The sequence below is a fragment of the Oceanimonas aquatica genome, assembly GCF_030732065.1.
In the GTDB taxonomy this organism is placed as follows: Bacteria; Pseudomonadota; Gammaproteobacteria; order Enterobacterales; family Aeromonadaceae; genus Oceanimonas.
Window position 1 is genome coordinate 313,763 of record NZ_JAVBHX010000002.1, and the last position, 20,686, is coordinate 334,448.

The 20,686-nt window shown below is 60.9% G+C and carries 22 protein-coding genes and 2 tRNA genes; 12 read left to right on the plus strand and 12 right to left on the minus strand.

Features of this window, described 5'->3' with window-relative positions:
- Positions 1 to 131: 131 nt before the first annotated feature.
- The 4 genes from Q9290_RS04590 to Q9290_RS04605 form a co-directional block, all read right to left on the minus strand.
- The gene (locus Q9290_RS04590; protein ID WP_094199728.1) at positions 132 to 1,343 is read right to left on the minus strand and encodes a M24 family metallopeptidase; all 1,212 of its coding nucleotides are present in this window, start codon (positions 1,341 to 1,343) and stop codon (positions 132 to 134) included.
- 298 nt (positions 1,344 to 1,641) lie between these two features.
- Entirely contained in the window at positions 1,642 to 1,980 is a 339-nt protein-coding gene (locus tag Q9290_RS04595) for a diacylglycerol kinase (protein ID WP_306078455.1), read from the minus strand.
- A 26-nt stretch (positions 1,981 to 2,006) separates the two neighbouring features.
- The gene (lpxH, locus tag Q9290_RS04600; RefSeq protein ID WP_306078456.1) at positions 2,007 to 2,744 is read right to left on the minus strand and encodes a UDP-2,3-diacylglucosamine diphosphatase; all 738 of its coding nucleotides are present in this window, start codon (positions 2,742 to 2,744) and stop codon (positions 2,007 to 2,009) included.
- Positions 2,745 to 2,816: 72 nt separating this feature from the next.
- Positions 2,817 to 3,314, minus strand: coding sequence for a peptidylprolyl isomerase (locus Q9290_RS04605; protein WP_306078586.1), 498 nt, complete (start codon positions 3,312 to 3,314; stop codon positions 2,817 to 2,819).
- Between the two features lie 402 nt (positions 3,315 to 3,716).
- Between Q9290_RS04605 and Q9290_RS04610 the strand changes: the two genes are divergently transcribed.
- From Q9290_RS04610 to Q9290_RS04625, 4 genes are all read left to right on the plus strand, one after another.
- On the plus strand, positions 3,717 to 4,730 hold the full coding sequence (locus tag Q9290_RS04610; protein ID WP_306078457.1) for an IS110 family RNA-guided transposase: 1,014 nt from the start codon (positions 3,717 to 3,719) through the stop codon (positions 4,728 to 4,730).
- A gap of 452 nt (positions 4,731 to 5,182) precedes the next feature.
- Positions 5,183 to 6,562 (plus strand): cysteine--tRNA ligase, encoded by a 1,380-nt coding sequence (cysS, locus tag Q9290_RS04615; protein ID WP_306078458.1) that lies wholly within the window; start codon positions 5,183 to 5,185, stop codon positions 6,560 to 6,562.
- Between the two features lie 113 nt (positions 6,563 to 6,675).
- A complete protein-coding gene (locus tag Q9290_RS04620; protein ID WP_306078459.1) occupies positions 6,676 to 6,942 on the plus strand; it encodes a hypothetical protein in 267 nt (88 codons plus the stop codon).
- A 243-nt stretch (positions 6,943 to 7,185) separates the two neighbouring features.
- On the plus strand, positions 7,186 to 7,683 hold the full coding sequence (locus Q9290_RS04625) for a hypothetical protein (protein WP_306078460.1): 498 nt from the start codon (positions 7,186 to 7,188) through the stop codon (positions 7,681 to 7,683).
- A gap of 60 nt (positions 7,684 to 7,743) precedes the next feature.
- On the opposite strand, the gene Q9290_RS04630 is transcribed toward Q9290_RS04625, so the two are convergent.
- Positions 7,744 to 8,568: an ion transporter gene (locus Q9290_RS04630; RefSeq protein ID WP_306078461.1), complete on the minus strand. Its 825-nt coding sequence runs from the start codon at positions 8,566 to 8,568 to the stop codon at positions 7,744 to 7,746.
- A gap of 19 nt (positions 8,569 to 8,587) precedes the next feature.
- Positions 8,588 to 9,445: a bifunctional methylenetetrahydrofolate dehydrogenase/methenyltetrahydrofolate cyclohydrolase FolD gene (gene folD / locus Q9290_RS04635; RefSeq protein WP_306078462.1), complete on the minus strand. Its 858-nt coding sequence runs from the start codon at positions 9,443 to 9,445 to the stop codon at positions 8,588 to 8,590.
- 150 nt (positions 9,446 to 9,595) lie between these two features.
- Between folD and Q9290_RS04640 the strand changes: the two genes are divergently transcribed.
- Positions 9,596 to 9,672, plus strand: a tRNA-Arg gene (locus tag Q9290_RS04640).
- A 6-nt stretch (positions 9,673 to 9,678) separates the two neighbouring features.
- Positions 9,679 to 9,754, plus strand: a tRNA-His gene (locus tag Q9290_RS04645).
- Between the two features lie 44 nt (positions 9,755 to 9,798).
- Here Q9290_RS04645 and Q9290_RS04650 read toward each other — a convergent pair.
- Genes Q9290_RS04650 through pspA form a run of 6 tightly spaced genes read right to left on the minus strand, consistent with a single transcriptional unit; the run spans position 9,799 to position 14,125 of the window.
- A complete protein-coding gene (locus tag Q9290_RS04650; protein WP_306078463.1) occupies positions 9,799 to 10,440 on the minus strand; it encodes a tellurite resistance TerB family protein in 642 nt (213 codons plus the stop codon).
- Positions 10,440 to 11,450, minus strand: a complete 1,011-nt coding sequence (locus Q9290_RS04655; RefSeq protein ID WP_306078464.1) for a YcjF family protein — start codon at positions 11,448 to 11,450, stop codon at positions 10,440 to 10,442. Before Q9290_RS04655 ends, Q9290_RS04650 begins: the two co-directional genes overlap by 1 nt.
- Positions 11,447 to 12,850 (minus strand): YcjX family GTP-binding protein, encoded by a 1,404-nt coding sequence (locus Q9290_RS04660; RefSeq protein ID WP_306078465.1) that lies wholly within the window; start codon positions 12,848 to 12,850, stop codon positions 11,447 to 11,449. The genes Q9290_RS04655 and Q9290_RS04660 overlap by 4 nt, the downstream gene beginning before the upstream one ends.
- The gene (gene pspC, locus Q9290_RS04665) at positions 12,847 to 13,242 is read right to left on the minus strand and encodes an envelope stress response membrane protein PspC (protein WP_306078466.1); all 396 of its coding nucleotides are present in this window, start codon (positions 13,240 to 13,242) and stop codon (positions 12,847 to 12,849) included. Before pspC ends, Q9290_RS04660 begins: the two co-directional genes overlap by 4 nt.
- Positions 13,227 to 13,460 carry an envelope stress response membrane protein PspB gene (gene pspB / locus Q9290_RS04670; RefSeq protein ID WP_306078467.1) on the minus strand — a complete coding sequence of 78 codons (234 nt, stop codon included), beginning with the start codon at positions 13,458 to 13,460 and terminating at the stop codon, positions 13,227 to 13,229. Before pspB ends, pspC begins: the two co-directional genes overlap by 16 nt.
- Positions 13,460 to 14,125, minus strand: a complete 666-nt coding sequence (gene pspA / locus Q9290_RS04675; protein WP_306078468.1) for a phage shock protein PspA — start codon at positions 14,123 to 14,125, stop codon at positions 13,460 to 13,462. The genes pspB and pspA overlap by 1 nt, the downstream gene beginning before the upstream one ends.
- 185 nt (positions 14,126 to 14,310) lie before the next feature.
- Between pspA and pspF the strand changes: the two genes are divergently transcribed.
- From pspF to Q9290_RS04705, 6 genes are read left to right on the plus strand one after another with little or no spacing between them, the layout of a single operon-like run.
- The gene (pspF, locus tag Q9290_RS04680; protein WP_306078469.1) at positions 14,311 to 15,300 is read left to right on the plus strand and encodes a phage shock protein operon transcriptional activator; all 990 of its coding nucleotides are present in this window, start codon (positions 14,311 to 14,313) and stop codon (positions 15,298 to 15,300) included.
- A 2-nt stretch (positions 15,301 to 15,302) separates the two neighbouring features.
- Positions 15,303 to 16,901 (plus strand): ABC transporter substrate-binding protein, encoded by a 1,599-nt coding sequence (locus Q9290_RS04685; RefSeq protein ID WP_306078470.1) that lies wholly within the window; start codon positions 15,303 to 15,305, stop codon positions 16,899 to 16,901.
- Positions 16,902 to 16,903: 2 nt separating this feature from the next.
- Positions 16,904 to 17,866 carry an ABC transporter permease gene (locus Q9290_RS04690; protein ID WP_306078471.1) on the plus strand — a complete coding sequence of 321 codons (963 nt, stop codon included), beginning with the start codon at positions 16,904 to 16,906 and terminating at the stop codon, positions 17,864 to 17,866.
- Entirely contained in the window at positions 17,850 to 18,743 is an 894-nt protein-coding gene (locus Q9290_RS04695; protein ID WP_306078472.1) for an ABC transporter permease subunit, read from the plus strand. The genes Q9290_RS04690 and Q9290_RS04695 overlap by 17 nt, the downstream gene beginning before the upstream one ends.
- Entirely contained in the window at positions 18,743 to 19,744 is a 1,002-nt protein-coding gene (locus tag Q9290_RS04700) for a peptide ABC transporter ATP-binding protein (protein WP_306078473.1), read from the plus strand. The genes Q9290_RS04695 and Q9290_RS04700 overlap by 1 nt, the downstream gene beginning before the upstream one ends.
- Positions 19,741 to 20,538 (plus strand): peptide ABC transporter ATP-binding protein, encoded by a 798-nt coding sequence (locus tag Q9290_RS04705; RefSeq protein ID WP_306078474.1) that lies wholly within the window; start codon positions 19,741 to 19,743, stop codon positions 20,536 to 20,538. Before Q9290_RS04700 ends, Q9290_RS04705 begins: the two co-directional genes overlap by 4 nt.
- Positions 20,539 to 20,686: the final 148 nt, after the last annotated feature.

The window sequence follows — 20,686 nt, forward strand, 5'->3', positions numbered from 1 at the left end:
CTTGCGAAGCTGGTTTAACGTCACTGATTCCACCGGCCGTGGCCGGCCTCACCAGAAGTAGGACGGCAACAATATTCCCTTCATTGCCGTTAAAACAAAGCAGGCTCACCTTTTGGGCGAGCCTGCTTTCATCAGCCCTTGATAATGTTGTGTTCAGGGCCGAAGGGGAAGCGAGTGATGTTTTCCACACCGCTCTCGCTGATAACCAGAATATCGTGCTCGCGATAACCACCGGCACCAGGCAGGCCTTCCGGCAGCATGATCATCGGCTCCATGGATACCACGTGGCCCGGCTCCAGTACGGTGTCGATGTCTTCACGCAGTTCCAGGCCCGCTTCGCGGCCGTAGTAGTGGCTCAGGGTGCCGAAGGAGTGACCGTAACCAAAGGTGCGGTACTGCAGCACGTCGTGCTCGGCGAAGATTTCGTTCAGCTCGGCGGCGATGTCACTGCAGCGGTTGCCGGCCTTGATCAGCTCCAGACCACGGCGGTGCACCTTGCAGTTGATTTCCCACAGCTCCAGATGACGGTCGGACACGTGCTCGCTGAACAGGGTACGCTCCAGGGCGGTGTAGTAACCCCCGATCATCGGGAAGGTGTTCAGGCTCAGAATGTCGCCGGCTTCAATCTTGCGGCTGGTGACCGGGTTGTGGGCACCGTCGGTGTTGATACCGGACTGGAACCAGACCCAGGTGTCCATCAGCTCGCCGTGGGGGAAGGTGCGGGCAATTTCGCGCACCATGGCCTGAGTACCGGCCAGGGCCACTTCGTACTCGGGCACGCCCACGCCAATGGCGTCACGAATGGCGGCACCGCCCACATCGGCCACACGGGCACCCTGCTTGATCAGCGCGATTTCCTCGGCAGACTTGATCATGCGCATCTTCATGGTGGGCACGCCAATGTCCACGAACTCGGCTTCCGGCATGGCCGCCTTCAGCTTGTCGAGGTTTTGCAGGCTCAGATGGTCAAATTCCACACCCACGCGACGGGCACCGCCAATCAGCTGCTGTACGCCACGGAAGAAGTTGTCTTTCTGCCAGTCGGTGTAGACCAGGTTGTCGCCCAGGGCGTTGCGGCGGTAAGGTTGGCCGCCGTCGATGTTGGCGGTAATGGTGGTGTGAATGTCCTGAGTCACCGCCAGGCCATAGTCCCGACCGAAACGGCAATACACAAAATCACTGAAGTAGTTGATGTTGTGATAAGAGGTGAACAGCACGGCGTCCACGTCGTTGGCGGCCATGTACTGGCGCAGCTTCTGCTGGCGGGAACGCATTTCCGCCTCGGAAAACATGCCGCGAACTTTTTCACCGTTGGGAATGGTCAGGGTGTTGGGCATCTGCATGGTAAGGCTCCTTCCTTATATCGGTAACAGGGTTGTTAACTGCGCCCCATGAATGGCTGAGTTAGCGCATGTCCCTGATGCTAGAGCCTGGCTGTCCATAACAGAAATGAATACTTCAAATCAGCGCATTTAGCTTGTTAATACCTTGTTACTCCCGGTGGTGAGAGCGCCACTGCATTGCGTTCAAAAGCAGATGGTGATCACATTATTTTAACCAGAGGGTCCTGTTTGTGACCATAATTGGGCACAATTTGACGCCTTCGTCTGGCCGGCCGCCCCGCGGGACCATGCCATCAAGTCAAAAAAAATGCGTGCCCAGCACCATGGCCCAGACAAATATCGCCAGCAACAGGGTCAGCAGCACCGCCGCCGAGGCGGTATCCTTGGCCCGGCCCGCCAGCTCGTGGTGCTCGGGGCCAATGCGGTCCACCACGGCTTCAATGGCGGAATTGAGCAATTCCACCACCAACACCATGACCAGGCTCGCCACCAGCCACAGGGTTTCGCTTAACCCCAGATCCAGCCAGAAGGCGAACGGTACCAGTACCAGCGCCAATGCACACTCCTGACGAAAGGCCGCCTCAAAGCGCCAGGCACTGGCCATCCCCTGACGGGAATAGCCCAGGGCCGCGATCATTCGCCGCATTCCGGTTTTGCCCGGTTTCATGCCGTCTCCCTGAAAGCACGATTTTGCAGTTCGGCCCCCTTGGGGGTGATAGTCAGCACACTGCCCTGGGTATACCAGTCGCCCAGTACCAGGCGCTGAACGGGCCGGCCGTCGAGTTCAAATTCATGCATGGCGGGCCTGTGGGTATGGCCGTGGATCAGCCGCCGTACCCCGGCCTTGCGCATTTGCCGCGCCACCTCATGCTGGTTCACGTCCATTATGGTAATGTTCTTGTCCTGCTTGGACTCGGCACTCTTGCCGCGAATGCCGTCGGCGATGCTCAAGCGTTTGTGCAGGGGCAGGCGCAGAAACAGCCACTGCAGCCAGCGCCAGCGGGTAATGCGGCGGTAGCGCTGGTAGCCGGCATCGTCGGTGCACAGGGTGTCGCCGTGCATGATGAGGGTGGGCTCGCCATAAAGATCAATCACTTGATGTTCGGGCAGCAGCGTCATGCCTGCCTCGGCGGCAAAGCGCCGGCCAATCATGAAATCCCGGTTGCCGTGAATGTAATAAACGGGCGTGCCGCTCTCGCTGCAAATGCGGAACGCCGCCGCCACTTGCCGGTTCAGTTCACCCGGCTCGTCGTCGCCGATCCAGAATTCAAACAAATCCCCCAGCACATAGAGGGCATCTGCCTCGGGAGCTTCGTGTTCCATAAAGTGCAGAAAGGCGGAGGTAATATCGGGCCGGCCGGCGCTCAGGTGCAGATCGGCAATAAACAGGGTATGAGGCATGAATTGAAAGTCCGGATTCAAACACAACAATGCCCGCCGTGGCGGGCATTGCAAGGCAATAACGGGAGTGCCTTATTCGCTGACGGTCACGCCGGTGATCAGCACGTCGTCAACCGGTACGTCCTGGTGCATGTAGCCACGGGTGCCGGTGGCCACGCCCTTGATCTTGTTGACCACGTCCATGCCTTCGCTTACTTCGCCGAATACACAGTAGCCGTAACCCTGAGTGGTGGCGGACTTGAAGTTCAGGAAGTCGTTGTCGTTGACGTTGATAAAGAACTGAGCGGTGGCGGAGTGGGGCTCCATGGTGCGGGCCATGGAAATGGCGCCCACCTTGTTGGGCAGGCCGTTGTCGGCTTCGTTCTTGATGGCGGCGCGGGTTTCCTTTTCTTCAAAGCCCGGACCGTAGCCGCCGCCCTGAATCATGAAACCGTCAATCACCCGGTGAAACAGGGTGTTGTCGTAGTGGCCGTCGCGGCAGTATTGCAGAAAGTTGGCAACGGTTTCCGGGGCCTTGTCGGCAAACAGGTTAAGGGTGATGTCGCCGTAGGTAGTGTGCAGTGTGACCATGTTCATGCTTCCGAGTATTTGAGTTCAGTTGCCGAGTTTAGCGCAAGCAGCGGCGTTAGCGAACCCCCGGCGGACTCCTGGTCGCAAGTCACTCGCTTGCAAAGCCGTGCACTACCGTCGGCCAAAGGGCACTACTTCTCCGGCACGCCGTGAATACCTCCCTGTAGGCTCCGTTGCGCCATCCATGGCGCAAAGGGCACGGCGAAGCAGACACCCTTTGTCCTCCTCAGTTTGCTCGATGCTGACTGGCAGACACTGCCAATGCAGCTCGAAGCAGCAGTGGGGATTGCCGTAGCCGACCATTAAATGCCATGGATGATGAGATGGACACCTCTTGGGTAACCGGCGTCGCGATGCGCCATATTTGGGTTGAAGCTCAAATATCCACAAAAGGTGTCCACTATGAACATTACGCTCATTGGTCTCGATTTGGCAAAGAATGTGATTCAGGTTTGTGGCGTCAATCAAGCTGGCAAGGCGGTATTCAATCGCAAGGTAGCCCGAAACAAGGTGCTGGAGCTGCTTAGCCAGCACCCTCAGGTGCCTATTGCCATGGAAGCCTGCAGCGGCTCCAATTACTGGGGCAGAGCCCTGCAGCAGCGGGGGCACCCAGTGATGTTGTTGCCACCCCAGCATGTCAAACCGTTCGTCAAAGGTAACAAGAACGACCGCAACGATGCCTTTGCCATCTGCGAAGCGGCACGGCGCCCCAATATGACGTTCGTGCAGCCGCGCACGCTGGAGCAGACTGATATCAGCCTGGCGCACCGGCTGCGAGAGCGCCGTGTTGGGGAACGAACCCGGTTGATTAACCAGTTACGGGGCTTGCTCAATGAGTACGGCATTGTCCTGGCCGGCGGTAAAGAAAGCCTGAGGCAGGCTATGCCCTTGCTACTGGAGGATGCCGATAACGAACTGACATCACGGGCTCGGGCCTATTGTGGTGACATCATGGAAGAATGGCGGCAGCTGGATGAGGCTATCCGGCGCTTGGATAAAGACATCGAACAGCAATGTCGCGATAACGAGGCCTGCACCCGACTCACCGACATTCGAGGTGTAGGCGCGGTAACTGCAACCGCCATGGTCGCCTTTGTCGGTAACGGCAGTCAGTACCGCAATGCCCGGCACTTCTCCGCCAACCTGGGGTTGGTGCCGAAAGAGCACTCCAGTGGCGGCAAGCAAAAGCTGGGCAGCATCACCAAGCGTGGTAATGGGTACTTGCGCAAGCTGTTGATACAAGGAGCCTGGTCGATTATCCGGCACCTGAACAAGGCCGCAGACCGGTTATCACTGTGGGTCAAACAGCTAGCCGAGCGCAGAGGCAAGCAACGCGCTGCCGTGGCCACGGCCAACAAGCTGGCACGGATTATCTGGGTCATGCTGTTCCGGCAGGAGCGCTATCGGGCAGCCTGAGCTGACATAAAGAAACTGAATTAAACCCTGTTTAGCAGGAAGGAAAACAAGAGGTTGTCACCCCGACGAAACGCGATGTGGAAAACGTGAATGAGGCAACAGGTTAAACCGGCCCTTGCAAACGCCGAGAAAATGTCAGGAGTCTGAACTCCGTAGGGACGATAGGCAGCAAGGGCGCGGTTCTCATTAGGGCCAGAGTGAGCCAATGACTCCCTCATCAGCACAGGCCGAATATACGGATGCAGTTAATCCTGGCTGCCAAAACACGGAACCCCACTTGCGAAAAGCGAGGTGTCCATATATGGCATTTTCGAGCGTTACAGGGAAGTACTTGTAGCGTGTCGGCGGAGCGCAACCGCACTGATGCTTCGCATTGCTTGCACCCGCTGGCCATAAACGGTTCAATACGGCAGACTTTATTGACCACTCACCACCACCAAGACTTCATAAACATGCTGAAAATATATAATTCCCTGACCCGACAAAAAGAAGAATTCAAACCCCTGGTGCCCGGCAAGGTCGGCATGTATGTGTGTGGTGTCACCATTTACGATCTCTGTCATATCGGACACGGCCGCACCTTTGTGGCCTTTGACGTGGTTACCCGTTACCTGCGCTACGCCGGTTACGATCTGACCTTTGTGCGCAACATCACCGACATTGACGACAAGATCATTAAGCGTGCTGCCGAGAACGGCGAAGACTGGCAGGCCCTGACCGAGCGCCTGACCGGCGAAATGTACCAGGACTTCGACGCCCTCAATATTGCCCGACCCGATATCGAGCCCAAAGCCACCGGTCATATTCCCGAAATCATTGCCATGGTGGAAACCCTGATCCAGGACGGTCACGCCTATGTGGCCGACAACGGCGACGTGCTGTTTGAGGTCAACAGCTTTGCCGACTATGGCAAACTCTCGGGCCAGAACCTGGAGCAGCTGCAGGCCGGCGCCCGGGTGGAAGTGGAGCAGGCCAAGCGTAACCCCCTCGATTTTGTGCTGTGGAAGCAGTCCAAGCCCGGCGAGCCGAGCTGGGAGTCGCCCTGGGGTCCGGGCCGTCCGGGCTGGCACATTGAGTGCTCGGCCATGAACGGCAAGCACCTGGGCAAACACTTCGACATTCACGGCGGTGGCTCGGATCTGCAGTTCCCCCACCACGAGAACGAAATCGCCCAGAGCTGCTGCGCCAACCACAGCCCCTACGTCAACACCTGGATGCACTCGGGCATGGTGATGGTGGATCAGGAGAAAATGTCCAAGTCACTGGGTAACTTCTTTACCATTCGCGACGTGCTCAAGCATTACGACGGCGAAACCATTCGCTACTTTTTGCTGTCCGGCCACTATCGCAGCCAGCTCAACTACTCCGACGAAAACCTGAAGCAGGCGCGCACCGCCCTGGAGCGGCTCTATACCGCCCTGCGGGATTTGCCCGAGGCACCGGCCGCCGGTGGCGAGGAGTTTGTCAGCCGCTTTACCGCCGCCATGAACGACGACTTCAACACCCCCGAGGCCTACTCGGTGCTGTTTGACCTGGCCCGGGAAATCAACCGCCAGAAGGGCAAGGACGACACCGCCGCCGCCGGTCTGGCCGGCCGCCTGCGCGAGCTGGCCGGCGTGCTGGGCCTGCTGACGCAGGAGCCCGAGGCCTTTTTGCGCGGCGATGCCGGTGCCGATGACGAGGTGGCCGAGATCGAACGCCTGATCCAGGCCCGCCTGGACGCTCGCCAGAGCAAGGACTGGGCCGCCGCCGATGCCGCCCGGGATACCCTCACCGCCATGGGCATAGTGCTGGAAGACGGCCCGGAAGGCACCCGCTGGCGCCGCAAATAAGCCACAGCGGTTGAAATTCGCATCAAGGGCACCAATATGGTGCCCTTGATGTTTTATGCCCACGACTGTTTGTCTGAACACAGTGGCCGATGTTTTACCAACAGGAGCCTGTCATGAAAAAGTTCATTTCTTCCGCCCTCGCCCTTTCTCTGATGCTGCTGGCCGGTTGCGAGCCTCAGGGCCCCGCCGCCAATGTGGAGGATCATATTGACGAGGTGGTGAACACCACCGACTCCGTTTCCGCACCGCCGGTCCGCACCCGCCAGCCTGCGCCCGCGCCCGAAGTAACCGAGCAGCAGAAGCAGCAACACCGGCAGGTGATAGAGCAGGCCTCACAGGAAGCACAAAACAAGCTGGAGCAAATACTGGAAAACAGCTGAACCTGGCCCCAAACCGGTCAGGGTTCGTCATACTCAAGGCCCCTTCATGCTGATCGAGTGCGTCAGCCGGTTTCGCCTTCTCATTTTATTAGTTGATTTTAAAGGACTTTATTTTATTTCCGGTATACAGCAGCCCGGTAACCGGGCTGTTGATTCCGGCCGACCTGGGCTATTACTGTTAATGAGATTCCCGAAAGGCGGAATGTTCCGCGATTCAGACTTAACAACAACAAGGGAGAGCCCATGAACAAGTCACTGCTGAATATTTTACTGCTGACCTACGTCACCACCTTTGGTCTGGTGGCCTGTGATAACCAGGGCCCGGCAGAGCAGGCGGGTGAGCAAGTGGATGAAACGGTCGAACAGGTGCAGGAGCAAACCGAGCAGGCCGTGGACGACACTCAGGAAGCGCTGGGCGTTGAAAGTGAAGGCACCATGGAGCAAATGGGTGAAGCCGTGGATGAGGCGGTGAATGATGCCGCCCAGGCCACCGGTGACCAGGCCGAAGCCGCCGGCGAGAGCATGGACGACACCACCCAGGCCGCCGGCGACATGATGGATGACACCATGGAGGCCGCCGGTGAGGCCATGGACGATGCCACCCAGGCCGCCGGTGACATGATGGATGACACCATGGAGGCGGCCGAAGACACCGCCGAGGCGGTAGGTGAAACCATGGACGAGATCAGCGCCGAAGCCGAGCGTAAGGTCAACGAAGTGCTTGAAGAAAGCGAGCAGTAAGCAAGCGCGCAGTAAGCAAAAGGGGAGCTTCCGCTCCCCTTTTAGGTTTTACGTCTCACCTTATGCATTGTCATTCGGTGGTTCCAGCTCGGCACCGCAGTGGTTGCAGAACTTCGCATCCCGCTCATGACCGCTGCGATCGCACTGAGGGCAATGGCGGCGGGAATACTCCCGCCGCATCTCACGCCCAAGCTCCGCGGTAATAATGCCGGTGGGCACGGCGATAATGGCATAGCCCATCAGCATGGTGACCGCGGCAATGCCCCGGCCCAGCCAGGTTTGCGGGGTGATGTCGCCAAACCCCACCGTGGTGATGGTCACAATGGCCCAGTAAATGCCGGTAGGTATGCTGGTAAAGCCGTTTTCCGGCCCTTCCACCACATAAAGCAGAGAGCCGAACAGGGTCACCAGAATAAACAGGCTGCTGAAGAACACCAGGATCTTGCGCCGGCTCTGGTAGAGCGAGCGCATCAGGGTGTTGGCCTCGTCCATGTAGCGAATAAGCTTGAGAATGCGGAATACTCTCAGCACCCTGAGCAGGCGCACCATCAGCAAAAAGCTGGCGCCGGGCATAAAGATGGCCAGGTAGGTGGGCAGCACCGCCAGCAGATCGATAATGCCGTAAAAGCTGCGCAGATAAGCCGTGCGGCTTTGCGCGCACCAGATGCGCAGACCGAACTCCACCGTAAACAGCAGGGTAAAGCCCCACTCCAGGCCGTAGAGCCAGGGTCCGTACTGAGCCCTGAATGAGCCGATGGAGTCCAGCAGCAACACCACCATCGACAGCAAAATGGCGACGATCAGGGCAATATCAAAGCGCCGCCCCGCCGGGGTCTCGGTACCGAAAATGACGGTGTACAGGACATCCTTGTCGAGCCACTTCATGCCATTCCCCTGTTACTGATTAGTTGTCGTGGTAGCGCTCGCAGGCGATCAGGGTGTTTTCAATGAGCGAAGCCACCGTCATCGGGCCCACGCCACCGGGTACAGGCGTGATGTAAGATGCACGCTCGGCGGCCACGGCGTATTCCACATCCCCCACCAGACGACCGTCGTCCAGGCGGTTGATGCCCACATCGATCACCACGGCGCCGGGCTTGATCCAGTCACCGGGAATGAAATTGGGCTTGCCCACGGCCACCACCAGCAGATCGGCACTTTCCACCTTGCCACGCAGATCCTCGGTAAAACGATGACAGGTGGTGGTGGTGCAGCCGGCCAGCAACAGCTCCATGGTCATGGGGCGGCCAACAATGTTGGACGCGCCCACCACCACGGCATTAAGGCCATGGGTCTTGATGTGACTGCGCTCGATCAGGGTCATGATGCCCTTGGGGGTGCAGGGGCGCAGGGCCGGAATACGCTGGGCCAGACGGCCCACATTGTAGGGGTGAAAACCGTCTACATCCTTGTGGGGATGAATGCGTTCAATCACCAGGGTGCTGTCGATATGGGCCGGCAACGGCAACTGCACCAGAATGCCATCGATGGTGGCGTCCTGATTCAGCTCATCGATCAGATCCAGCAATTGCTGCTCCGTGGTGTGCTCGGGCAAATCGTGGGATTTGGACACGAACCCGACTTCCTCACAGGCGCGGCGCTTGCTGCCCACATACACCTGGGACGCCGGGTTGGCCCCCACCAGTATGACCGCCAGGCCAGGGGCCCGTTTGCCGGCGTTTTTGCGGGCAGCGACCCGTTCGGCCACCTGGTTGCGAACCGCCTGTGCAATCGCTTTTCCATCGATTATTTGAGCTGACATCTGCGTTGTTTCTCACCTTTATAAACCTGCGACAATTGTCGCATTTTTTCGGGCCTTTGATAAGAAACCCCGGGCGGATAAAGCCGTTGACCCTGTGGGCTCAAGCCGGTATTATGCCGCCCCGTTGCCAGCCGCCAGGCCGCGCAACATGCGCCCTTAGCTCAGCTGGATAGAGCATCCGCCTTCTAAGCGGATGGTCGCAGGTTCGAGTCCTGCAGGGCGCGCCATTAGTGGTGACCGTAGCTCAGTTGGTAGAGTCCCGGATTGTGATTCCGGTTGTCGCGGGTTCGAGCCCCGTCGGTCACCCCAATTCCCCGGCTTTCCTGCAAAATATTTCAATCTCCCTGAATTTTTTACTCCAGCCCCTGTTTTACCTGCTGCTCCAGATGTGCCACCAGTTCGGCCGGCAGTTGCAGCCGGTGCGCCAGCGCGTCCAGATAAACCCGCTCCGAAGCCTGGTCGGGATCGATCACCAGCCGTGATGCCAGATAGAGCTCCGCCGCCTGCTCCGGGCCTTTGGCCGAGGCGACGATATCGCTCATGGATACCGGCGCCGACAGCATGTCAAACACCAGCGCCTTTTCGTCGGCCGCCAGCCCCATTTGCTCCACCTGTTCAAAGATGCGCTGCTGCTCACTGGCATCCACATGGCCATCGGCCCTGGCGGCACCGATCATGGCGCGCATCAGCGACAGCTGAAACGACTCGCCACCGGCGGCGGGAGCCTCGGGGGAAAAACGCGGGTCCATGTGCTGCATATCCCCTTCCCGTACCGGCGTGGCCTGCTCCGGCTGCTTGCCCTGCTGCCAGCCCTGGTAGGCCTTCCAGGCCATCACACCGGCGGCGGCGAGCCCTGCATACTTGATGGTGCTGCCGGCCATTTTGCGGCCCTTTTTACTGCCCAGCACGGCCCCGAGAATGCCGCCGGTGGCCGCCCCCTTGCCAAAGCCCGACGAATTTCCCAGAAACTTTTTCATCAGTTTTTCTGCGTCCATTATTGCGTCTCCTTGTGCTCACGCCGGGACAGCAAGGCTGCCACCCGGTCAATCAGGGCGCGACGAATGCCACCCAGCTGCTTTTTCTCATCCCCCTGCCAGGGCACGGGCCGGCACAGATCCATGGTCTGCAGGCCCAGCCGGGCGGTCAGCAGGCCGGCGCCTACGCCCTGCCCGGCCCGGGCCGACAGCCGGCCGGCCAGCTCCAGCCCGAGCAGATCCATGCCGGCGTCGATGGCTGCTTCCGACACGCCCACGTAAAGCATATGGTGCAGCACGCTTTTCAGTAACCTGAGCCGGCTGACCGCCCCCAGCCGAATGCCGTAGCAGCGCGTAATGTCTTCCATCATTTTCAGGTTGCGCCACAGCACCAGCAGCATGTCTACCGCCGCCAGGGGGCTGGCCGCCACCATCACCGCCGCCTCGCCCGACCATTTCAGTACTTGGGCACGGGCCTGCCGGTCCTGAGTGGCCAGCACCTGCCGGCTGTACAGGCTCAGCACTTCGCCGTCCTGCTCGTCGCCGGTGAGTCCCGTTTGCCACTGGGCAAAGGCGTCGCTGTGTTCAAGCCCGCTTCCACGGGCCAGCTGTTCACAAAACCCCCTTGCCTGGCCATGGCCGGCATTGGCCAGCAGTTGCTCGGCCCGGGCCCGCTGTGTCGACACCCGCTCCAGCCGGCGCAGCTGCCTGGCTTCACGCCACAGGCTGCTGCCGGCCGCCAATGCCAGCAGAGCCAGCGCCAGGCTCCAGGCCGCGCCCAGCCACTGGCTGTCCTGCCAGGTCTGCCACAGTGACAGGCCGGAGTGCACCAGCAGCAATATCAGGATCAGACTCACCGCACTCCACCACAGCCGGTGGCGGCGCTTGGGGCGCAGCACCTCGGCCGGGCCATTCGCCGTGGCCTCGGCCTGCAGAAAATCATCATCGTCAAGGGTTTGTCCGGCCCGCAGCGGCTCATCCCTGGCCGTGGTCAGGGGCTGGTCAAGGATCACTTTGGTTTTCAGGGTCACGCGAGTTTGTCTCCCAGTAAAAAGGCCAGCGCCCGGTCCAGGCGCAGATGCGGCAGTGGCTGCTCCGGCTGCCAGCCGGGGGGCGCAAAATCGGTAAAATCAAAGCCCTGGCGTTGCCAGAAAGCGGCGTCGGGCGAGCTTTGCGGCACTTCCCCCGGATACAGGGTGACCGGCTCGCCGTTATCCAGGCGCCGGCCCTGCAGCGCCGGAATGGCCTCGCCCTGATGACTGACCTCACCGCTGGTGGTGGCCTTGATGGAGGCCAGCGCCAGGGTTTCGATGTCGATGCCCGACAGCCGCGCATGGCGATGACCGCCGCGCACCAGGGTGGCCAGCAACTGAGTCAGCCGGCCATGCTGATCCGGGGTCAGGTGATCGGCCTTGGTGGCGGCAAACAGCAGCTTGTCGATGCGCGGGGCAAACAGCCGCCGCCACCAGCCACTTTTGCCGTAATCAAAGCTCTGCACAATGGCGTTCACCGCCCGGCTCAGATCCGCAAAGCTGTCGGGGCCGCGATTGAGCGCACTGAGGCAGTCCACCAACACAATCTGGCGATCAAAACCGGCGAAGTGATCCCGGTAAAAGCCCGCCACCAAATGCTTTTTGTAATGTTCAAAGCGGGTTTCCATCATGCCGTAGTGGTGCTGCTCGTTCAGCCCCGCCGGCACCTCGCCCCATACCCAGGGCACAAACTGCAGCATGGGCGCACCCTGGTATTCGCCGGGCAAAATAAAACGCCCCGGCTGTACCAGGTAGGCGCCGCCTTCCCGCTTGATGTCGTGCAGCCACTGGGTGTAGGCCGCTGCCAGGGGCGCCAGCACGGCATCATCGGCGGGGCTGTCGGGAGCAATGGTCTCGCCGGCGTTCAGCCAGGGCTGGGCCAGGCGGGCCAGCGCCGGGGTTTGCAGCAGCTCGCGCTGCTGGGCACTCCACTGGGCATAACTCATGGACAGCAGCGGCAGGTCGAGCAGCCATTCGCCGGGATAGTCCACCAGTTCAAGGTAGAGAGTCGCGGTGTCCTGCAACCGGCGCTTGAGCCGGTTTTTGGGGCAGTAACGAATGGCTAGGGTAATTTCACTGATGCCCCGGGTGGGCTCGGGCCACACCGGCGGGGTGGCCGACAGCTGATTCAACGCCGCCTCGTAGCCAAAGGCGGGCACGTGATGATGACGTCCGGGCACCCGCTGGCTGCCCAGCAAGCGTCCTTCTGCCGCCGGCGGCCAGTGCGGCAGCCGGGCATCGAGCCCGGCATGCTCCAGCTGATTGACCAGACTGGTGATAAAGGCGGTTTTGCCGCTGCGGCTCAGGCCCGTCACCGCCAGCCTCAGCCGGCGGTCCAGCCCTCGCTGCACCCAGGATTCCGCCTTGTTGCGCCACTGGCGCATGGCCGCTTTGTTCATTTATCCTCGCGCAAATCGTTGAATTGGCGGCGCAGGCGAAACTCGCCGGAGGTGATCAGCCGCTCCATGGCCGCCACCCGACCGTTCAGTCGCTCCAGCCGGCTTTCCAGCCGCTCCAGGGCTTCCCGGGGGGCCAGCCCCGAGCGCCAGCCGGCGGCCTTGACGTGCTCCCGGGACGCGGGCTCCGGTTGCTCCCGGGGCAGATCGTCCAGCAGCAGCCAGGCGGCAATGTAGAGCACTAGGGTCAGAAAGCTGGCAAACAGCAACCCGGTGATGGCCAGCACCCGCACCAGCCAGGGCTCCACCTCCAGCCGGCGGGCGATGCCGGCACAGACACCGCCGAGCTTGCCGTTTTGCTTGTCACGATAAAGATTAATCAGCGTCGACGCCATTCGGGCACCTCCTGATCCAATAACCGCTCCAGGGTCTCGACCCGTTCGGCCAGCTGCTCGGATTGTTGCAGCGCCTGCTCCAGACGGGTGCGGGCGTTGTCATCCAGCCCTTCATCCAGCCGGCGCTTGCTGCGATAGTGCAGCACCAGCCAGATGGGCACCACCAGGAACAGAAAGATGTTTAACGGGGCCACCAGGGCCCAGGCCAGTTCACTCATTACTGCTCCTTGTCATCATGCATTTTTGCCTTGAGCCGCTCCAGCTCCTTGCTGATGGCATCATCTACTTCCAGCTCGGCAAACTCCTGATCCAGCCCCTTGCTCTGGCTGTAAAGATCGGCGCGGGCTTCCAGCTCGTCAATTTTGCGCTCCATGCGATTGAACTTGTCGATAGCAGACTGGTTTTCACTGCGGCGCACCCGCTCCTGCACCTTGATGCGGCTCTGGGCGCTTTGCTGGCGCAGCTGCATGGCCTGCTGGCGGCCGCGGGCGTCACCCAGCTTGGCTTCCAGCTTGGCAATGGCATCGGCCAGCTTGTTCATACTCTCTTCCACTACGGTGCATTCCTGCTCCAGGGCGGTAAGCAGCTCGCTTTGCTTTTTCTTTTCCAGCAGCGCGGCCCGGGCCAGGTCTTCCCGTTGCTTGGTCAGCGCCAGTTCGGCCTTGCCCTGCCATTCGTCCACCCGCTCCTGGTGCCGCTCAATCTGGCGCAGCAGATCCTTTTTCTCGGCCAGAAAACGGGCCAGATTGGAACGCTCGCGCACCAGTTCGTCTTCCATCTCCTGAATGATCAGCCGCACCATTTTTTCCGGGTCTTCTGCCTTGTCGAGCAGCGAGTTGAGGTTGGCGTTAATGATGTCGGCCATTCTTGAAAATATGCTCATGAGGCGTCTCCTTGATAAAACCACGGACGGACGGCCCGTGTCTTTGGCCATGATCAATACAAGGTTCGTGCCAGCCTGTGGAATGCTCGTCAGCAGCGGGCTGCGGGCCAATCCGGGCCGGCAGGAGTGGCTGTTACTGGCAAAAAGCACTACTATTTGGCGAAATTCACCAAGGTGGTGTCATCATGGACAGCGACCTCATTGGCCAGTCCAATGCCCTGCTCGGGGTACTGGACGAAGTCTCCCGCCTGGCGCCCCTGAACCGGCCGGTGCTGGTGGTGGGCGAGCGCGGCACCGGCAAGGAGCTGGTGGCGCACCGGCTGCATTTTTTGTCGGCCCGCTGGCAGCAGCCCTTTGTCTCCATCAACTGCGCCACCCTGGCCGAAAGCCTGCTGGAAAGCGAGCTGTTCGGTCATGAAGCCGGCGCCTTTACCGGTGCGCAAAAGCGCCACGCCGGCCGCTTTGAGCGCGCCGACGGCGGCACCCTGTTTCTGGATGAGCTCGCCACCACCAGTCCCAGAGTGCAGGAAAAGCTGCTCAGAGTCATCGAATACGGCGAATTTGAACGGGTGGGCGGCAGCCAGCCGGTGCGGGTGGACGTGCGCCTGCTGTGCGCCACCAATCAGGATTTGCTCTCCCTGGTCAAAAAGGGCGAGTTCCGCGCCGATCTGCTTGATAGACTGGCCTTTGATGTGATTACATTGCCGCCCCTGCGGGCCCGGGAAGAGGATGTGCTGCAACTGGCAGAGCACTTTGCGGTAAAATGGTGTGCCGAGCTGGGCCGTCCCCTGTTTGCGGGCTTTGCTTCCGCCGCACGCCGGCAACTGCTGGCCCACGCCTGGCCGGGCAATGTTCGCGAGCTGAAAAGCGCAGTAGAACGCAGCCTGTCCCGCCAGCGTGAGCCCGACCAGCCCCTTGAAGTGCTGTGTCTGGACCCGTTTGCCTCGCCCTGGCAGCCGGACAGCGGCACCCCGGAGAACAGTGCAACAAGCTGGCCGCTGGATCTGAAAACCCATCTGGCGTCACAGGAGCGGACCCTGGTCGAGACGGCGCTCACCCGCGCCCGTTATAATCAGCGCCAGGCGGCCGAATTGCTGGGGCTGAGTTACCATCAGTTGCGCGGCCTGCTGCGTAAACATGCCGTGGCCACCTCGGCCACGGAACAAAAGGACTGAACATGCGTTTCTGGCTATGCTGGCTCACCGCCCTGCTGCTGGCGGGATGTGATGGCAGTGACCGACAACTGGCAAAAGAAAGCCTGCTTTACTGTGCTGAAGGCGCTCCCCTTACCTTCAACCCGCAGCTGGCCGCCTCCACCCAGACCCTGGACGCCACCGCCCACCAGCTTTATGACCGTCTGCTCGACATCAACCCCGAGACCCTGCAACCCGAGCCCGCCCTGGCGCTGGACTGGCACCGCAGTGACGACGGCCTGCGCTACCGCGTTACCCTGCGCCCCGGGGTCCAGTTTCATCACACCGACTGGTTTACGCCGACCCGGCCCCTGAATGCCGACGACGTGGTGTTCAGCTATCAGCGGTTGATCGATAAAAACCATCCTTATCACGACGTCAGCGGCGGCCGTTACCCCTTTTTCGACAGCATTGGCCTGAGCGAACTGATCACCGAGGTAAAGGCTCTGGGGCCGCGGGAAGTCGAATTTGTGCTGAGCCGGCCCGACGCTTCCTTTATCACCAACCTGGCCACCGACTACGGGGTGATCTTGTCGGCGGAGTATGCCGCCCAGCTGCTGGTGGCAGGCACGCCCGAGCTGATAGACCAGCAGCCCGTGGGCACCGGGCCCTTTTTGCTGGCCCAGTACCGCATTGATGACTTTATTCGTTATCACCGCCACGCCGGCTACTGGCGCGGCGATGTGCAACTGGCCCAGCTGGTGTTCGACATCACGCCCAAATCCTCCAAGCGGCTGGCCAAGCTGCTCACCGGTGAGTGCGATGTGATGGCTCACCCCGGCGCCAGCCAGATGGCAGTGATAAAAAAACACCCCGAGCTGGTGCTGGATCAGGCCACCGGCATGAATGTGTCGGTGCTGGCCCTCAATACGCAAAAGCCCCCCTTTAACGATGTGCGGGTGCGCAAGGCGCTGGCCCTGGCGCTGTCTCGCGACGACATTCTGCAGGCGGTGTATTTCGGTATCGGCTACCCCGCCGAGTCGGTGCTGCCGCCGGTGTCCTGGGGCTACAACCCCAATCTGGTGATGCCCCTGCCCGACGTGGAACGCGCCCGCTGGCTGCTGGCTCAGGCGGGGCTGGAAAACGGCTTTGACATGACCCTGCTGGCCCCTGCGGGCGCCCGCAGCTACAACCCCGACAGCCTCAAGACCGGCCAGCTTATTCAGCGCCGGCTGGGAGAGCTCGGCATTCGTGTGCGGCTGCAAAGCCTGGAAGAGCAGATTTTGCGCCGGGAGCTGATGGCCGGCGAGCAGGACGCCGTGCTCACCGGCTGGTCTGCCGACAACCCGGATCCCGACAACATATTGCATAATCTGCTGAGCTGTCAGGCCATTGCCACCGGCACCAATGCCAGCCGCTGGTGCCATCCGCTGTTTGAGCAGCAACTGGCCGCGGCGCTCACCGCCCCCCTGCTCAGCGATCGCATCGGTTACTACCACAGAGCCCAGGAAATCGCCCAGCTGGACATGCCGCTCATTCCCCTTAACCATACCCTCAAACAGCAGGCCCACCGGCGCACGGTTCAGGGCCTGCTGCTGCGGCCCTACGGCGGCGTTACCCTGCGCCAGGCCTGGAAGGAGTAGTCATGCTGATTTACCTGTTGCGACGCTTCAACCTGCTGATCAGCACCCTGCTGTTGCTCACCCTGATCGCCTACGGCCTGGAATTTCGCCTGCTGCAACAGGGCGAAGGCGAATTCTGGCACGGCTACTGGCTGTTTTTGCAGGCGCTGATGGCCGGCGACTTCGGCATCTCCAGCGCCACCGGGCTGCCGGTGCTGGGCGCCCTGGGGCAATACTTTCCGGCCACCCTGGAACTGTGCCTGGCGGCCTTTGTGATCTCGCTGGCGGTGGGCGTGCCGGTGGGTACCCTGGCGGCGGTGCGACAGGGCCGCTGGCAGGACACCCTGATCCTCACCGGCACCCTGGTGGGCTATTCGGTGCCGGTGTTCTGGCTGGGGCTGCTGCTGGTGATGCTGTTTTCCCTGCATCTGGGCTGGCTGCCGGTGTCGGGCCAGCTCAGCCTGCTGTATGAAATCACCCCGGTCACCGGCATCATGACCATCGACACCCTGCTGACCGACCATCCGCACAAATGGGAGTCCTTTCTCGACGCCCTGCGCCACCTGGTGCTGCCGGCGCTGGTACTGGCCATCGTGCCCACCACCGAAGTAATCCGGCAAATTCGCAGCGCCCTGCTGGAAGTGCTCAAGCAAAACTACATTCGCGCGGCCCTGACCAAGGGCTTCAGCGACACTCATGTGGTGCTGCGCCACGGCCTGCGCAATGCCTTTCCCATGGCCATTCCCACCCTGGGGCTGCAGTTTGGCACCGTGCTCACCTCGGCCATGATGACCGAAATCGTGTTTGACTGGCCGGGCCTGGGGCGCTGGCTGGTGACCAGCATTTCCCTGCAGGACTACGCCTCCATCAAGGGCGGCACCCTGGCCATTGCCACCTTTACCATCGTCGCCAGTGTGAGCATGGACATTCTCTCCACCCTGATTTACCCCAGCAGAAGGAAGACCATCTATGCCAGCCAGGGCTAACATCTACCCCGAGTTGCATGTGCGTTCGCCTCAGGAGCGGGCCTGGCAGCTGTTTCGCAAAAACACCCTGGCCATGGTGGGACTGTGGGGACTGGGCATTCTGTGTGCCTTCACCCTGCTGGGGCCCTGGCTGGCCCCCTATGCCCCTTACGAGCAGTTTAACGAAGCGCTGCTGCTGCCGCCGTCCTGGGCCGACGAAGGCAATGTCGACTTTTTCCTGGGCACCGATGATCTGGGCCGGGACATGCTCTCGCGACTGATTAACGGCGCCCGGCTGACCTTTGGCAACGCCGTGCTGATTGTGATAGTTGCGCTGCTGGTAGGCAGTGCCATCGGCATTCTCGGCGGCATGAGCCGGGGCCTCAAGGCCAGCGTACTCAACCACCTGCTCGATACCCTGCTGTCCATTCCGTCACTGCTGCTGGCCATCATTTTCGTGGCCATTCTGGGGCCCGGGCTGTTCAATACCCTGATCGCCATTACCCTGGCACTCATTCCCCAGTACATTCGCGCCACCTACAACGCGGTATCGGAGGAGATGCAAAAGGAATACATCACCGCCATTCGCCTGGACGGCGGCAATGCCTGGCGTATTCTGCGCTTTGGCATTGTGCCCAACCTGAGCGATACCCTGGTGAGTCAGACCACCCGGGCGCTGTCGGCGGCCATGCTCGACATCACCGCCGTGGGCTTTCTGGGCCTGGGCGCCCAGCCGCCCCGGCCGGAATGGGGGGCCATGCTGTCGGATGCCATGGATCTGGTGTTTCTGGCCCCCTGGACCGTCACCCTGCCGGGGCTGGCCATACTGTTCAGCGTGCTGGTGGTGAACATGGTGGGAGAAGGCCTGCGCCAGGCCATTAACGAGGTAATGGACTGATGCCGCTGCTGGATATTCGCAATCTCACCATTGAAATCGACACCCCCCAGGGCATGGTCAAGGCGGTGGACAAGTTCAGCCTGACCCTGGCCGACGGTGAAATTCGCGGTCTGGTGGGCGAATCGGGTTCGGGCAAGAGCCTGGTGGCCCAGACCATTGTCGGCATTGAGCGGGACAACTGGCGGGTGACCGCCGATCGCATGTATCTGGACAACGTGGATCTGCAGAGTCTGTCGGCCAAAGAGCGACGGCTGCTGATGGGCCGGGACATGGCCATGGTGTTTCAGGAGCCCTCCACCAGCCTGGACCCGTCGGAGAAAATCGGCGCCCAGCTGGTGGAAGCCATTCCGTCCCGCAGCTTTCAGGGCAAGTGGTGGCAACGCTGGCTGTGGCGGCGCAAACAGGCCATCGGCCTGCTGCACCGGGTGGGCATTCGGGACCATAAAATGGTGATGAACGCCTATCCGTTTCAGCTCTCCGACGGCGAATGCCAGAAAGTCATGATCGCCATGGCCATTGCCAACCAGCCCAAGCTGCTGGTGGCCGACGAGCCCACCAACGCCATGGAGGCCACCAACCAGGCCCAGATATTCCGGCTGCTGGAGCGGGTCAACAAGCTCTCGGGCACCACCATTTTGCTGATTGGCAACGACATCACCAGCTTTGCCCACCTCACCCACAACATTACCGTCATGTATTGCGGCCAGGCGGTGGAATCGGGCACCCGGGATCAGCTATTGTCCCGCCCCCATCATCCCTATACCGATGCCCTGCTGCAAATGATGCCCGATCTCGACGGCAGCCTGCCCCACAAGTCCCGGCTCAATACCCTGCCCGGCGTCATACCGCCGCTGCAGAGCCTGCCCATCGGCTGCCGGCTTGGGCCACGCTGCCCGCGCGCCCAGCGCCAGTGTGTGGTGGCGCCGCCGCTGGCCAAATACAAGGGGCAGAGCTATTACTGCCACTTTCCCCTCAACATGCCGAAGGGCAAAAAGAAATGACCCGTCCTCCGCTGCTCAAGGTCGACAACCTCAGCAAGGTGTTCGTCAACCACTCCGGGCTGTTCCGCAAAACCGTCAAAACCGCCTTTTACCCGCTGTCGTTCACCCTGGAACGGGGCCAGACCCTGGCGCTGATGGGCGACGCCGGCTCGGGCAAAAGCAGTCTGGCCAAGGTGCTGGCCGGCGTACTGCCCCCCACCCAGGGCAGCATTTTTATCGACGGAGAAAAAATCGAGGCGGGCGATTACAAAAAGCGCTGCCAGCTTATTCGCATGATTTTTCAGGATCCCAATACCGCCTTTAATCCACGCAGCCGCATTGGTCAGATCCTGGATGCGCCCCTGCTGCTGAACACCGAGCTGGATGCTGAGCAGCGCGAGGCCCTGGTGATAGACACACTGCGCATGGTGGGCTTGCTGCCGGATCACTATCATTTCTATCCGCAGATGATCTCCACCGGCCAGAAACAGCGGGTGGCCCTGGCCCGGGCGCTGATCCTCTCTCCCAGTATCATCGTCGCCGACGAGGCCATTTCCAATCTGGATATTTCGGTGCGCTCCCAGGTCATCAACCTGCTGCTGAGCCTGCAGGAAAGTCTGGGGCTGTCTTACGTACTGGTGGCCAACGATCTGGGGGTGGTGCGCCATATCAGCGACCAGGTGATCCTGATGCACGAGGGCCACGTCATTGAAGCGGGCCCCACTCACAAGGTGCTGAACACCCCCCAAAGCGAGCAGGCGGTGCGTCTGCTGCAAAGCTACAACAACGAGTTTCGCTGGCAACCGCCGAAGTAATGGTGCGTGGGCGAGCCGCTCGTCCCGATATGTCCGCGCCTGTTGTCTTTATGCCGGAATGAACAAGCCGCGGTATTGGCAGAATGGACTCCCGCCTTCGCGGGAGTGACGGAGTTTAGCCCTTGCACATGCAACAAGCCGTCATTTC